This window comes from Ruegeria sp. HKCCD3925 (genome assembly GCF_057221175.1).
The window spans coordinates 358,517-371,400 of record NZ_JBWVBI010000001.1 but is presented as its reverse complement, the minus strand read 5'-3'; the positions used below and the strand labels follow the sequence as shown (position 1 = coordinate 371,400).

General features: G+C 55.3%; 14 protein-coding genes. 9 read left to right on the top strand and 5 right to left on the bottom strand.

Features of this window, described 5'->3' with window-relative positions:
• The first annotated feature begins 15 nt into the window (after window positions 1–15).
• From AC2TEM_RS01835 to tsf, 5 genes are all read left to right on the top strand, one after another.
• The gene (locus AC2TEM_RS01835; protein WP_170393080.1) at window positions 16–198 is read left to right on the top strand and encodes a DUF3553 domain-containing protein; all 183 of its coding nucleotides are present in this window, start codon (window positions 16–18) and stop codon (window positions 196–198) included.
• A gap of 105 nt (window positions 199–303) precedes the next feature.
• Entirely contained in the window at window positions 304–1,059 is a 756-nt protein-coding gene (gene olsB, locus AC2TEM_RS01830; RefSeq protein WP_170421619.1) for an L-ornithine N(alpha)-acyltransferase, read from the top strand.
• Window positions 1,046–1,900 carry a lyso-ornithine lipid O-acyltransferase gene (gene olsA, locus AC2TEM_RS01825; RefSeq protein ID WP_170422440.1) on the top strand — a complete coding sequence of 285 codons (855 nt, stop codon included), beginning with the start codon at window positions 1,046–1,048 and terminating at the stop codon, window positions 1,898–1,900. The genes olsB and olsA overlap by 14 nt, the downstream gene beginning before the upstream one ends.
• Window positions 1,901–2,068: 168 nt before the next feature.
• Complete coding sequence (gene rpsB, locus AC2TEM_RS01820) at window positions 2,069–2,869, top strand: 30S ribosomal protein S2 (RefSeq protein WP_170393078.1); 801 nt, start codon at window positions 2,069–2,071, stop codon at window positions 2,867–2,869.
• A gap of 76 nt (window positions 2,870–2,945) precedes the next feature.
• Entirely contained in the window at window positions 2,946–3,821 is an 876-nt protein-coding gene (gene tsf / locus AC2TEM_RS01815) for a translation elongation factor Ts (RefSeq protein ID WP_170393077.1), read from the top strand.
• A gap of 363 nt (window positions 3,822–4,184) precedes the next feature.
• On the opposite strand, the gene AC2TEM_RS01810 is transcribed toward tsf, so the two are convergent.
• The 3 genes from AC2TEM_RS01810 to AC2TEM_RS01800 form a co-directional block, all read right to left on the bottom strand.
• The gene (locus AC2TEM_RS01810; RefSeq protein ID WP_170393076.1) at window positions 4,185–4,937 is read right to left on the bottom strand and encodes an autoinducer binding domain-containing protein; all 753 of its coding nucleotides are present in this window, start codon (window positions 4,935–4,937) and stop codon (window positions 4,185–4,187) included.
• On the bottom strand, window positions 4,934–5,383 hold the full coding sequence (gene aroQ / locus AC2TEM_RS01805; protein WP_170405767.1) for a type II 3-dehydroquinate dehydratase: 450 nt from the start codon (window positions 5,381–5,383) through the stop codon (window positions 4,934–4,936). Before aroQ ends, AC2TEM_RS01810 begins: the two co-directional genes overlap by 4 nt.
• 129 nt (window positions 5,384–5,512) lie before the next feature.
• Complete coding sequence (locus tag AC2TEM_RS01800; RefSeq protein WP_170406443.1) at window positions 5,513–6,514, bottom strand: NADPH:quinone oxidoreductase family protein; 1,002 nt, start codon at window positions 6,512–6,514, stop codon at window positions 5,513–5,515.
• A gap of 108 nt (window positions 6,515–6,622) precedes the next feature.
• Here AC2TEM_RS01800 and AC2TEM_RS01795 point away from each other — a divergent pair, with 108 nt between their 5' ends.
• The 4 genes from AC2TEM_RS01795 (at window position 6,623) to AC2TEM_RS01780 (ending at window position 10,741) form a co-directional block, all read left to right on the top strand.
• Window positions 6,623–7,441 carry an SDR family NAD(P)-dependent oxidoreductase gene (locus tag AC2TEM_RS01795; protein ID WP_170421622.1) on the top strand — a complete coding sequence of 273 codons (819 nt, stop codon included), beginning with the start codon at window positions 6,623–6,625 and terminating at the stop codon, window positions 7,439–7,441.
• A gap of 27 nt (window positions 7,442–7,468) precedes the next feature.
• Entirely contained in the window at window positions 7,469–8,500 is a 1,032-nt protein-coding gene (locus tag AC2TEM_RS01790) for a phosphotransferase family protein (protein ID WP_170421625.1), read from the top strand.
• A gap of 107 nt (window positions 8,501–8,607) precedes the next feature.
• The gene (locus tag AC2TEM_RS01785) at window positions 8,608–9,825 is read left to right on the top strand and encodes a serine hydrolase domain-containing protein (RefSeq protein WP_480855967.1); all 1,218 of its coding nucleotides are present in this window, start codon (window positions 8,608–8,610) and stop codon (window positions 9,823–9,825) included.
• 49 nt (window positions 9,826–9,874) lie between these two features.
• Window positions 9,875–10,741, top strand: coding sequence for an acyl-CoA thioesterase (locus AC2TEM_RS01780; RefSeq protein WP_480855966.1), 867 nt, complete (start codon window positions 9,875–9,877; stop codon window positions 10,739–10,741).
• Here the strand turns inward: AC2TEM_RS01780 and AC2TEM_RS01775 are convergent.
• Both AC2TEM_RS01775 and AC2TEM_RS01770 read right to left on the bottom strand, forming a co-directional pair.
• Window positions 10,738–11,505, bottom strand: a complete 768-nt coding sequence (locus AC2TEM_RS01775; RefSeq protein ID WP_480855965.1) for an SDR family oxidoreductase — start codon at window positions 11,503–11,505, stop codon at window positions 10,738–10,740. The genes AC2TEM_RS01780 and AC2TEM_RS01775 overlap by 4 nt on opposite strands.
• 133 nt (window positions 11,506–11,638) lie before the next feature.
• The gene (locus AC2TEM_RS01770; protein ID WP_170421637.1) at window positions 11,639–12,868 is read right to left on the bottom strand and encodes an acyl-CoA dehydrogenase; all 1,230 of its coding nucleotides are present in this window, start codon (window positions 12,866–12,868) and stop codon (window positions 11,639–11,641) included.
• Window positions 12,869–12,884: the final 16 nt, after the last annotated feature.

Genomic DNA, 12,884 nt, shown 5'->3' with positions numbered 1-12,884 from the left:
ACCCGGAGGCCCGATATGACAGATCTGAATGCCATTCTTGCACCGGGCATGTTTGTCCGCCACCCCGATTTCCCCGATTGGGGCGTTGGACAGGTGCAGTCCAATATCGGAGGCAAGATCACCGTTAACTTTCGCGAGCAGGGGAAAGTGGTGATCGACGGGACACGCATAGCCCTGATGCCGGTCTTTGATCCGTGAAACTGGTTTAGGAAAGGTTAACAACTCGGGCAAAACGCGGGCGAGTTGCCTTTGGCCGAGCAATCGCGTTATCAGCGCGCAACCGCGATCGATGGAATTTTCTTGATGCCAGACGAAGGCCCCTCATTCACTGTCAAATTGGCCAATACCGAGGTTGAACTGCGGGCGGCCCAACGTCTGCGCTATGACGTGTTTGTTCAGGAATTGGGCGGTGGCGGCGAGATGGTGGATCATGAGGCGGGGCTCGAGAAGGATCGGTTCGATCCATACTTCGATCATATGCTCGCCATCGACGATTCATCTGGAGAGGTGATCGGCGTCTATCGACTGCTTCCTGGTGAGCGAGCTGCCGAACTGGGGCAATTCTACTCCGAGGATGAATACGATCTCACCGTCCTGAAACAAAGCGGGCGCAAGCTGTTGGAGCTTGGACGCTCGTGCGTGCATCCGGATTATCGTGGTGGCACGGCGATGTTTCATCTGTGGAATGGTCTGGCTGCATACGTCACTGAGCGTGATATTGAGATCTTGTTCGGGGTCGCGAGTTTCCACGGAACCGACGTGAGCAAATTGGCGCAGCCGCTGTCGATGCTGCATCACAACCACCTTGCCCCGCTGGATTTGCGGGTTCGGGCCCAGCCAGAGTTATTTCAATCAATGGACCTTTTGGCACCCGACGCGCTGGATCGGCGCGCGGCGATGGTTCAAGTGCCGTCTCTCATCAAGGCCTACCTTCGCCTCGGTGGATTCGTGGGCGAGGGGGCATTTATCGATCATGCCTTCAACACAACCGATGTGTGTCTGATCCTTGACACAGCCCGCATGAATGAGCGTCAGCGGCGTATTTATGGTGGAGCATAACCCTGTGAGCGACCCATCGTGGCAAAGTGAAGACGCTCCTGATCCAATTGAGCTTGGTTTCTTAGGTTGGGTCCTGGTGATACTTCGCGGTCTGCCGCTGGCCCTTTTGGTTTTTGGGGGGCTGTTCGTCTTATTGGCCATACGTCTCATCGAACGACCGCTTTATGGCGTTCAACGGCCGGTGACACCGTTCATTTCTCAGTTCGTTTGTCGCAATGCATTTCGAATTCTCGGGATCAGATTTCGCACCTCTGGCGCGCTCATGCAGGAACGCGGCGCTGTGGTTGCAAACCATACGTCGTGGCTGGATATCTTTGCGCTGAATGCCCGTAAGCGCGTGTATTTCGTATCGAAAGCCGAAGTTGCAAAATGGCCCGGCATCGGCTGGCTGGCACGCGCGACGGGTACGGTCTTTATCGAACGTGATCGCAAGAAAGCCCGCGAGCAGACCCGGATTTTCGAGGAACGTCTGAAAGCCGGGCACAAGCTGTTGTTCTTTCCAGAAGGCACTTCGACCGACGGACAGCGAATTTTACCCTTTAAAACAACACTCTTTGCCGCGTTCTTCACTGAAGAGCTGCGGGAATTCATGTATGTTCAACCGGTTTCGGTCATCTTTCACGCTCCCCAAGGTCAGCCCGATAGGTTTTATGGCTGGTGGGGCGACATGGATTTCGGACCGCATTTGCTTAAGACTTTGGGGGCACGTCGACAAGGCACCGTGGAATTGATCTACCACGCGCCAGCTAAGGTTAGCGACTTTGAAAACCGCAAAGCTCTGGCAGCCCATTGCGAAGACGCGGTACGTCATGCGCATTCACTGGCGCGGCTTGAAAAATAGGGGCATTTGGCCCTTGCGCTGATGCTAAACCTGCCGTATACGCGCGCCATTCAAACCCGCAGGCGGGGTTTGGGCTTTTTGAGGGAGACATCCTTATCTGGCCCGCCGGTTGGAGCATCCGCTTCTTTCACCCCCGCCGAGGCGTAAACCGGAAAAGGAAAGTAAAGCATGGCTCTTCCCGAGTTCACCATGCGTCAGCTGCTAGAAGCTGGCGTTCACTTTGGTCACCAGACACAGCGTTGGAATCCCCGCATGGGCCCGTTCATCTACGGCTCGCGCAATGGCATCCACATCATGGACCTGACTCAGACCGTTCCGATGCTGGATCAGGCTCTGCAGGCTGTTCGTGACACCGTCGCAAAAGGTGGCCGCGTTCTGTTCGTAGGCACCAAGCGTCAGGCAGCTCAGCCGATCGCAGATGCCGCTGAAAAGTCGGCTCAGTACTACATGAACCACCGCTGGCTGGGCGGCACGCTGACCAACTGGAAAACCGTTTCCCAGTCGATCAACCGTCTGAACCAGATCGACGAAGCCATGGAGTCGGGTGCCGAAGGCCTGACCAAGAAAGAGCGTCTGGGCATGGAACGTGACCAGGCCAAGCTGCAGGCTTCACTGGGCGGTATCCGCGAGATGGGTGGCGTTCCTGATCTGCTGTTCGTCATCGACGTCAAGAAAGAAGCACTGGCTATCGCCGAAGCCAACAAGCTGGGTATCCCGGTTGTGGCTGTTGTCGACACCAACTGCTCGCCCGATGGTGTTGACTACATCATCCCCGGCAACGACGACGCAGCGCGCGCAATCGCTCTGTATTGCGATCTGGCCGCACGTGCCGCTCTGGACGGCATGACCGCTCAGATGGGTGCTGCTGGCGTTGACCTGGGTGCATTCGAAGAAGCTCCGGTTGAAGAAGTCGTAGCCGAAGAAGCACCCGCTGAAGAAGCCGCGCCGGAAGCCAAAGCCGAAGCGTAAGCTGCCCGTCACGTAAATGACATATGGGGCAGGGTAGACCTGCCCCAATTCCGTTTGAATTGAGGAGAGCCAAAAGATGGCAATCACAGCAGCAATGGTAAAAGAACTGCGCGACTCGACCGGCGCAGGCATGATGGACGCAAAAAAAGCGCTGACCGAAACCGGCGGCAACATGGACGAAGCCGTTGACTGGCTGCGCACCAAAGGCCTGGCCAAGGCGGCCAAGAAATCGGGCCGTACCGCAGCCGAAGGTCTGGTTGCTGTTCACGTCAACGGCGGCAACGGTGTTGCTGTCGAAGTGAACTCGGAAACCGACTTCGTTGCGAAAAACAGTGAATTCCAGGAGATGGTCGGCAAGATCACCTACGCAGCCGAAGGTGTTGATGACGTCGACGCGCTGCTGGCTGCCGATCTGGGCGGCAAGTCTGTTGCAGATACCCTGACCGACAAGATCGCCACCATTGGTGAAAACATGTCGGTCCGCCGTATGTCGAAACTGTCGGGCGATACCGTCGTGTCCTACGTTCACAACGCGGCGACAACCGGCATGGGCAAAATCGGCGTTCTGGTTGCTCTGTCCGGCGGCGATGAAGCCTTCGGCAAGCAGGTTGCAATGCACATTGCAGCGGTGAACCCGGCGGCCCTGTCCGAGGCGGACATGGATCCGGAAGTTGTCGAGAAAGAGAAGCAGGTCCAGATGGACATCGCTCGCGAATCCGGCAAGCCGGAGCAGGTGATCGAAAAGATGATCGTCGGTCGCATGAAGAAATTCGTCGCCGAAGCGACCCTGCTGAACCAGGACTTCGTTGTGAATCCTGATCTGACCGTCGAAGCGGCTGCCAAAGAAGCAGGTGCTACCATCACCGGTTTTGTCCGCATGGAAGTAGGCGAGGGCATCGTGGTCGAAAAAGAAGACTTCGCTGCCGAAGTTGCCAAGGCAGCCCAAGGCTAAAATCTTTTGCAGCTTCGGTTAGAGGCTGCAACAAATACCGAGCCCGGTTGCATAGCGCAGCCGGGTTTTTTTCATGTCAAAAGCCTGTGAACCAATGCTTGCGAAGATTAGTGAATTGAGGGGCCCTGCATGATGGGGATGGAAGGGCCCCTCAATAATCCCGACAAAGAGACGTGGACGAATAGACGCCTCGGTGTCAGAGCGATCAGAGAGCTTTGGTATTACAAAGATCCGATCAAAACGTTCCCTGGCTAAAGCCACCACTCACGGAACAATATCAATTTGCAATTTTATCGGGAGATTCGGAAAGTCATGTATTCCTTACCCTAGGTCAATTTGATGCTAATTAGCATCAAAATAGGGTCATGCTTCCATCACAAACATCTGATTCTGCAACGCGGCCTTCAACACGGCCTGTGCCGTTGTTTCAACCGAAAGCGCCTCGCGCGCGAGTCTCAGATGTTTTTCCACCGTTGCCGAAGTCAAACCCATCAATAGCGCGATGTCTTGCGTGGTCTTTCCGTCGCCGACCCATTGCAAAGCTTCGCGCTGGCGTTTGGTCAGCGCGCGGTTCGGGGCATGATATGGCAAGGTCAGGATTTTGAGATGGGCAACATTGTTCATCAGAAGGATGTCGTCGCCGTGCTCGTTCCAGACCTCGTCCATCTCCTCCTGGCTGTGATTACGCGCCGCAAGCGAAATCGCCCCTTTGGAACGCATCGATACTGAGTTGAAGCTGACCGTATAACCTACTGTAATATCACGCGACTTATTGAACTCAAAAACCCGAAGCTCTTCGTTCGACATAACCCCGCTGGACATCATGTCCTGTATCATGCTCCAACTTGCAGCGCCTTCGTTGTTCAGCGCCCATTTCAGCATGGGGGCGTGAAAATACAGGCCGGATTGAAGGAACCCTTCCAAGTAATCCGAGCAGTGATTGGTCAGGATTACAAAGTCTTCTGGATCGCCGAGCGAAGTCGCCGTTCGGTATTGCGTATACCCATACAACAACCGGTCGAAGCCATACTTTTCCATCTGGCGGCAATGTGCATCCCAAAGCTCTTCCAGAGTTTTCGTGTAGCTCAGAAAATTCAGATACTCTTTGAGGGTCATCCTGTGTCCCTCTCAGCCAGATGCGCGGCAATCGCGTTCAGTGCAAGAACATAGCTTTGCGCGCCAAAACCACAGATCTGTCCAATCGCGACTGGTGCGATATGTGATTTGTGACGAAACGCCTCGCGCGCGTGGATGTTAGATAAATGAACTTCGACCACGGGTACTTCGGCCGAAGATATCGCATCCATCAGCGCAATCGATGTATGCGTGAATGCGCCTGCATTCAGCACGATACCATCCTGAGCGCCGCGTGCCGCGTGGATCGCATCAATTAGCGCGCCTTCGTGATTGGATTGGAGATGGGTTATGTTTTGACCCAGCGTTTCACCATGCGCAACGCACAGGTCCTCGATCATCTGCAACGTCGTTGCGCCGTAGACCTCGGGTTGCCGTGTACCAAGCAAATTCAGGTTCGGACCATTCAGAACCAGGATATTGTGCATATTCAAACTGTCCCCATCTTCCCTTTTTCATAAACATGAATTTAAAGGTCGTCCAGCGACCTTCGCTCTTATGGGTAGAGCTTCATTGACGCATGCAGGTTGCTGGATCGGCTCAATCCCATCCCCTATTCAATTATCTTCCATCGTGACCACAACTTTACCGAGAGCCTCGCGCCGTTCGAGCATGCCAATTGCCTCTGCCGCCTGGGTTAGCGGAAATCGTGCACTGATACGGGGTGAAATCACTCCCGAACCATATAGGCGGAACAACTCGGCCAGGTTCTGTGCGTGCCCTTTCGGGTCGCGAAATACGGACGCGCCCCAGAACACCCCGACGATCTGACAGCCCTTGAGCAAAGTCAGGTTCAGCGGAATGCTGGGGATGCCGGCAGGAAAGCCAACAACCAGATAACGCCCACCCCATGCCATACTTCGCAAGGCGGGCTCAGCGTAGTCTCCGCCGACCGCGTCGTAGACCACATCCACACCTTCGCCCCGGGCCAGTGCCTTTATCTCGGCGGACAGGGCCTTTTGCGCTTCGCGGTCCAGATCGCGTGGATAGATCAGCGTCTGGTCTGCGCCAATATCTCTGCAAAACAATGCTTTACCTTCAGACGAGACCGCCGCGATCACATGTGCCCCCATCGCTTTAGCTAGCTCGATCGCCGCAGACCCAACGCCACCGGCGGCCCCCAGAACAAGTACTTTTTCGCCGGACTTAAGTAGCGCACGGTCCTTGAGGGCGTGGTATGAAGTGCCGTAGGTGAAGACAAAGCTGGCCGCATCTTCAAACGGCATCACGTCGGGTATCTTGACGGCAGTCGCTGGTTTGAGCTTCAGATGCGTAGCGAACCCTCCGTGCCCTGTGAGCGCCAGAACCCGATCACCAGGCGCGAAGTCTGTGACGCCTTCTCCGACCGAGACAACTTCTCCGGCGATTTCACCACCTGGCGCAAAGGGGCGGGGTGGTTTTATCTGATAGAGGTCCCGGATCATCAGCGTATCAGGGAAGTTCACCCCGGCGGCGCGGATACGCAATACAATTTCATCTGACTCAGGGGTTGGATCGGGCAGGGTGGTCAGTTCCAAACTCTCGGGGCCGCCTGGTGTGACGCTGAGTAATGCCTGCATGTTTTTCATTTGCCTCTTGCTTCACCTGTTTTGAAATCGTTGGATTGTCAGCACGTATTGTCAAGAAGACCTCACGCCAGAATCCCAGATCGCCTGAATGGAGTGCACATGACGCCCGAGACTTTGTTTTCGCTCAGTGGAAAGACGGCACTGGTAACGGGGGGTGCCACCGGTATCGGTCGAATGGCGGCCGAGGCGTTGGTACGTGCCGGGGCGCATGTACTGATCGCTTCTCGCAAAGGCGAGGCATGCGAGGAGGTTGCAACAGAGTTGAACGCTCTGGACGCGCCAGGCTCGGCCGAAGGGTTTGCTGGCGACATCAGCAGTGAGGCGGGTATAGATGCGCTGGCAGATGAAGTCAAAAGTCGCACTCAAGCGATTGATATACTGATGAATAATGCAGGTGTGTCTTGGGGCGCGCCGATGGGGCAGTTCCCTCATTTCGCTTGGGACAAAGTCATGTCGGTTAATGTCGCAGGCGTATTTGATCTGACCCAAAAATTGCTGCCACTTCTGATGAAATCCGCAACCGACGAGGATCCTGCGCGGGTCATCAATGTAGGTTCGGTCATGGGTGAAGTTCCGATGGGTGACGGGGCCTACAGCTATTCCGCGTCCAAAGCGGCGGTTATTCACCTGTCCAAAATCATGGCTAAAGAATTGGCACCCTACAGAGTCACGGTGAATGCGCTGGCCCCGGGACCATTCGTATCGCGCATGACGGCCTTTGCTACCGAGGACGAAACCAAGCGCGCGCGGGTCGGCAAAGGTGTTCCACTGGGCCGGGTTGGCCAGGCCGAGGATATCGCTGGTTGCATGTTGTTTCTATGCGGTCGCGGAGGCAGCTATGTCACTGGCGCGGTCATCCCTGTCTCCGGCGGGATAAATGTGCAGACCGGTGGCAATATCTTTGCCGATGCCCTTTAGCCGTGGGCTCATACGCAGGCTGAATATATGACACACACTGAAAACACTTTGGATATCAAGTCCGTCGACGCTTATCTAAACACGCATCTTGTTGGGTATCATGGCCCTCTTGAAGCTACAAAATTCACCGTGGGTCAGTCGAACCCAACCTATCTGCTGCGTACGCCGGCCAAATTCTATGTTCTGAGACGCAAGCCGCCGGGCATATTGCTGAAATCCGCACATGCAGTGGATCGGGAATTTCGCGTACAAGCGGCGCTGGCTGGTAGCAAAGTGCCCGTCCCGCAAGTACATCTGCTTTGTGAAGATGACAGCGTCATAGGCTCGGCCTTTTACGTGATGGAGCATTTGAAAGGGCGCACATTTGTCGACCCTGTCATGAAAGGCGAAAACAATGCGACGCGCACGGGTGTGCTGAAAGAGATGAATCGCGTACTGGCCGAACTGCACATGGTCGATATCGATGCGGTCGGTCTTTCGGATTTCGGACCTCCAGGCAACTATTTCGAGCGGCAAATTGCTCGCTGGACCAAACAATATCGCGCCTCTGAGACCGAAAAAATCGCCGAGATGGATCAGCTGATCGCCGGGCTTGAGCGCCAGATCCCCGAGGATGATAATCAAAGAACACTGGTTCATGGGGATTACCGAATCGACAATCTGATGTTCGAGACGCATGGCACCGCCTGCATCGGAGTGCTGGATTGGGAGCTATCGACCATCGGTCACCCATATGCGGACCTGGCGGCCGTCATCATGCAATGGCAGCTGCCTCCGGGCAAGGAGGGTCGGGGATTGGCTGGCGTAGATCGGTTAAGCCTTGGGCTACCGTCAGATCAGGACTTCATCGCCGAGTATTGCGCGCGCCGCGGCCTAACGGGGATTGAGAATTTTGGCTTCTACCTTGCTTTCAACTTCTTTCGGATGGCCGGCATTCTGCAAGGTGTCTACAAGCGGGCCTTGGATGGAAACGCATCAGACCCGGCACGCGCTAAGGCTTTCGGTGCCTATGTGCCGGTCTTCGCCCAACACGGATTATCTGCGCTGCAAAAAACGTAGGCAGTATTCTCGGCGCCCTTCAACAAATCCAGCAAAAATCGGCAGAATTCGCTGTTGCCTAGGGTCTTGCGAAGGCAAGATCGGCCTGATCAAGATGGAGTTGCCTCATGGGATTTGATCCGACCGCGCAGACCCACATCCGCCAATGGATGCACAGATATGTTGAGCAGAAGAAATACGCAGGCAGCGCCCTTCTGATCCACCAGAACGGGCAAGAGGCATTCTTTCACGCATGTGGCCGCCGCTGCATTGAAACCGACCTCGCGTTTCAGCGGGACAGCCTGATTCGGATTTATTCGATGACCAAGCCTGTGACGTCCGTTGCCTTGATGATGCTGGTGGAACAGGGGTTGTTTCATCTAGATGCCCCGGTTTCCGATTTCCTGCCAGAGTTTGCAACGATGCAAGCCTTGGTCCCGGGTGCAACGCAGTTGGACCAGACCGAGGACGCGCCGATACCCAGCCTGCATCAGTTGCTGACGCACACCAGCGGGCTGAGCTACCCGTTCAATCCCGGCCTTTTGCCAATGGCCATGGATGAGCTCGATCTGATCTTTTCCCCGAAACAAGGCCCGCTGTCAGACCGGGTTAAAGTGCTGGCAGGGTTGCCGCTGGCTTTTCAGCCAGGCAGTCGCTGGGAGTACTCGGTCGGGATCGACGTGATTGGCCGCGTGATAGAAGTTGTATCAGGCAAACCGCTGGACGTGTTTCTGACAGAACACATCTTTCGACCACTTGGGATGAGTGAAACCGCGTTTTCAGTGCCTGAAGGGGCAGGGGACCGATTTGCCTCGCTCTACACCCCGCTCGAAGGCGATGCCATGGCGCTGAATGCCGCAAAATCGGGTGGCGAAACGTTGCGGTTGGTGGATCGGGCCGGAGAGTCCCCGTTTGAGGCGGCGACGACCTTTTCTGGCGGTGGCGGATTGATCAGTACCATCGACGATTACAGCAAGTTCGCCGAGATGTTGCGAAACAAAGGAACCGCAAATGGCGCGCGATTGCTCGGGCCGAAGACTGTAGAATTCATGTTTCGCAACCATTTACCGGACGATATTGCATCCATGGGTCCACACACCTTTGCAGAGCAACCCATGGAAGGCACAGGCTTTGGCATCGGAGGCGCGGTGGTACTGAACCCGGCGAGCACCCGAGCCCCAAGCTCGGTTGGCGACTATGGCTGGGGCGGGATGGCCTCCACCTATTTCTGGATCGATCCGGTCAACGCGCTTTCAACAGTGTTTTTTACACAGCTCTCACCATCCAGCTCTTATCCATCCCGAGCGGAACTGAAGGCGCTTGTTCACGCGGCGCTCGTTGAATGATCGGTGTTTGAGTGATACCGGAAAAGGCCAAGACGCCGGAGAGCCCTGAATGACCGAAGCCGAACGCATATTGCTTGATCTGCTGAATATCGAACCGCTTGAGGTCGATTTGTTTCGCGGAACCGGTTCTGGTGGCGAGACACCAACGCGTATCTTTGGCGGGCAGGTGATCGCGCAAGCGCTTGCCGCAGCGTACAGGACGGTCGAGGATCGTTTATGCCATTCCTTGCACGCCTATTTCATAAGGCCCGGAGATCCGTCAATTCCGGTTATATATCAAGTGGATCGCGCGCGCGATGGAGGTTCTTTTACAACCCGCCGCGTGGTTGCGATCCAGCATGGCAAGCAAATTTTGAACATGTCGGCCTCGTTTCACAAGCAGGATGACGGATGGGAACATCAGCATCCGATTCCGGACGTTCAAGCGCCCGAGCACCATCCATCGCGTGACGAATTGCGCGAAAAATACCTGGATCGCGTTCCCGAAAAGCTGAAAGCTGAATTGCTGCGCGAGCGCCCGATCGAAGTGCGTGAAATCGATCCGCTGGACCTGTTTGCACCCGCCAAGGCAGATGACAAGAACCACGTCTGGTTTCGCATGGGCGCAGCGAACCACGCGGACACCGTCACACAACATCTTCTATTGGCCTATGCCTCGGATATGAGCTTGCTCAGTTCCGGAATGCGGCCCCATGGGCTGAGCTGGTTCACTGGTGAAATTGATGGGGCCAGTCTGGACCATGCCATCTGGTTTCATGCACCCGTGCAGTTTCAAAACTGGCATCTGTATTCGATGGAGTCGCCGTGGACAGGGCAGGGGCGCAGCTTCAATCGGGGTTCGATCTTCTCGCAGGATGGCAAACTGGTTGCGTCCGTCGCGCAAGAAGGCCTGCTCAGAAGACGGGAATCGCGCTAAGAACTGCCAGCAAACCTTTGATTAAGCTTCATCATTCCACCTAACCATCGGTCGTAGTCTTCTGTTTTTAAACGCATATAGTCAAGCACTTGTGGATGCGGAAGAATCAAAAAACGTTCATCCGCCAGCGCCTCGACACAGGCTTGGGCGACCTCATCAGGTTCAATTATTCCGTCAATCGCGGCGACCGAATTCTCATGTCCACGTATCATCTCGGACCGAACGGCCTGCGGACACAGAACCGAAACCCTGAGACCTTTATCGCCATAGGTCATCGCGATCCATTCAGCAAAACCCACAGCCGCATGTTTGGTTACGCCATAAGGGGCTGCGCCGGGTTGATTGAGCAATCCAGCCGCTGAAGCTGTGATCATCAAATAACCACCACCACGCGCAACCATCCTTGGGATCAGGTGCCGCGCGGTCCAGACATGGGACATAACGTTGATCTGCCAGATGCGGTCCCACTCAGCATCCGGCACTTCAAATGCACCTAGGGTGAGTATTCCCGCATTGGCACAGAATAAATCAATCGGAGCGATCGTATCCTCGACAGTCTCAATCAGATTTCGAATATCACTTTCCTTGGACACATCACAGCTGAGAGCATCACCGCCAATTTCCGCCGCCACGGCCTGCGCGCCGGCAAGGTCGATATCGGCGCAGACTACATGCGCACCTTCTTCTGAGAACCGCTTGGCAAGACCTTTACCTATGCCATTTGCAGCGCCAGTGATGACGACGGTCTTCCCAATCAGAACCATTGCATAGCTCGTGTCTTACTTCTCAAACACAGCGTAACATATTGGCAAGCCATGACCAATGCGTGTTCTACAGTCGTGGCTCGCTTGCTACGTATTTTACATAATACCGATTATGCGAGTTACAGATGCAGCCTCAGTAAAATGCCTGTAGTCCGGTTTGCGCCCGCCCCAGGATCAATGCATGAACGTCGTGCGTGCCCTCATAGGTGTTGACTGTCTCAAGATTGATCATGTGACGCACCACCTGGAACTCAAGTGAGATACCGTTGCCGCCGTGCATGTCACGCGACATCCGCGCAATGTCCAATGCCTTGCCGCAATTGTTACGTTTGATGATCGAGATCATCTCGGGCGCAGCTTCAGCCAGATCCATCAGACGGCCGACGCGCAAGCTTGCTTGCAGTCCCAAAGAGATTTCGGTCTGCATCTCTGCCAGTTTGCGTTGAAACAACTGGGTCTGCGCAAGTGGTCGATTGAACTGTTTACGATCCAAGCCGTATTGACGCGCTGCGTGCCAGCAGCATTCCGCGGCCCCCATCGCACCCCAGCTGATACCATAGCGTGCGCGGTTCAGGCAGCCGAACGGTCCCTTGAGACCCTGAACATGTGGAAGCAAAGCGCCCTCGTCCACCTCAACGCCATCCATGACAATTTCACCTGTGATCGAAGTACGCAGGCTCAGCTTGTTCTCGATCTTCGGTGCGCTAAGGCCCTTGGTGCCTTTATCCAGCACGAACCCACGAATCTTGCCGTCATGCGCATCTGACTTGGCCCAGACCACATAGACATCTGCGATCGGTGCGTTTGAAATCCACATCTTGCTGCCGGTCAGACGATACCCGCCATCAATCTTCTCGGCGCGGGTCTTCATCGCCGCCGGGTCCGAACCCGCATCCGGCTCTGTCAGGCCAAAACACCCAATCCATTCGCCACTTGCCAGTTTCGGCAGATATTTGCGACGCTGTTCTTCGCTGCCATAGGCGAAAATCGGGTACATCACCAACGAGCTTTGCACCGACATCATCGAGCGATAGCCGGAATCCACCCGTTCAACTTCCCGCGCCACAAGTCCATAAGATACGTAGCTTGCACCGATCCCACCATATTCTTCGGGGACTGTCGTGCCCAACAGGCCCATTTCACCCATTTCACGAAAGATCTCGGGATCGGTTTCTTCGTTTGCAAAAGCCTTGGTGACACGCGGCTGCAATTTCTCCTGGGCGTAAGCGCGCGCGCTGTCGGCAATCAGGCGTTCATCCTCTTCCAACTGGTCCGACAAGCGAAATGGGTCGTCCCAGTTGAAACGTCCAAGGTCAGGCGCATCTTTTGCGCGCAGGACAGGCTTTGTATCTGGAGCGTTCATTTTGCTTCTCCGAATT

What these genes read in the sequence shown, in the direction of transcription:
- AC2TEM_RS01770 (WP_170421637.1), bottom strand. Translation starts at nt 12,868, where the DNA reads ATGAACGCTCCAGATACAAAGCCTGTCCTGCGCGCAAAAGATGCGCCT.
- AC2TEM_RS01790 (WP_170421625.1), top strand. Translation starts at nt 7,469, where the DNA reads ATGACACACACTGAAAACACTTTGGATATCAAGTCCGTCGACGCTTAT.
- AC2TEM_RS01835 (WP_170393080.1), top strand. Translation starts at nt 16, where the DNA reads ATGACAGATCTGAATGCCATTCTTGCACCGGGCATGTTTGTCCGCCAC.
- olsA (WP_170422440.1), top strand. Translation starts at nt 1,046, where the DNA reads ATGGTGGAGCATAACCCTGTGAGCGACCCATCGTGGCAAAGTGAAGAC.
- olsB (WP_170421619.1), top strand. Translation starts at nt 304, where the DNA reads ATGCCAGACGAAGGCCCCTCATTCACTGTCAAATTGGCCAATACCGAG.
- AC2TEM_RS01780 (WP_480855966.1), top strand. Translation starts at nt 9,875, where the DNA reads ATGACCGAAGCCGAACGCATATTGCTTGATCTGCTGAATATCGAACCG.
- AC2TEM_RS01810 (WP_170393076.1), bottom strand. Translation starts at nt 4,937, where the DNA reads ATGACCCTCAAAGAGTATCTGAATTTTCTGAGCTACACGAAAACTCTG.
- tsf (WP_170393077.1), top strand. Translation starts at nt 2,946, where the DNA reads ATGGCAATCACAGCAGCAATGGTAAAAGAACTGCGCGACTCGACCGGC.
- aroQ (WP_170405767.1), bottom strand. Translation starts at nt 5,383, where the DNA reads ATGCACAATATCCTGGTTCTGAATGGTCCGAACCTGAATTTGCTTGGT.
- AC2TEM_RS01800 (WP_170406443.1), bottom strand. Translation starts at nt 6,514, where the DNA reads ATGCAGGCATTACTCAGCGTCACACCAGGCGGCCCCGAGAGTTTGGAA.
- AC2TEM_RS01775 (WP_480855965.1), bottom strand. Translation starts at nt 11,505, where the DNA reads ATGGTTCTGATTGGGAAGACCGTCGTCATCACTGGCGCTGCAAATGGC.
- AC2TEM_RS01795 (WP_170421622.1), top strand. Translation starts at nt 6,623, where the DNA reads ATGACGCCCGAGACTTTGTTTTCGCTCAGTGGAAAGACGGCACTGGTA.
- AC2TEM_RS01785 (WP_480855967.1), top strand. Translation starts at nt 8,608, where the DNA reads ATGGGATTTGATCCGACCGCGCAGACCCACATCCGCCAATGGATGCAC.
- rpsB (WP_170393078.1), top strand. Translation starts at nt 2,069, where the DNA reads ATGGCTCTTCCCGAGTTCACCATGCGTCAGCTGCTAGAAGCTGGCGTT.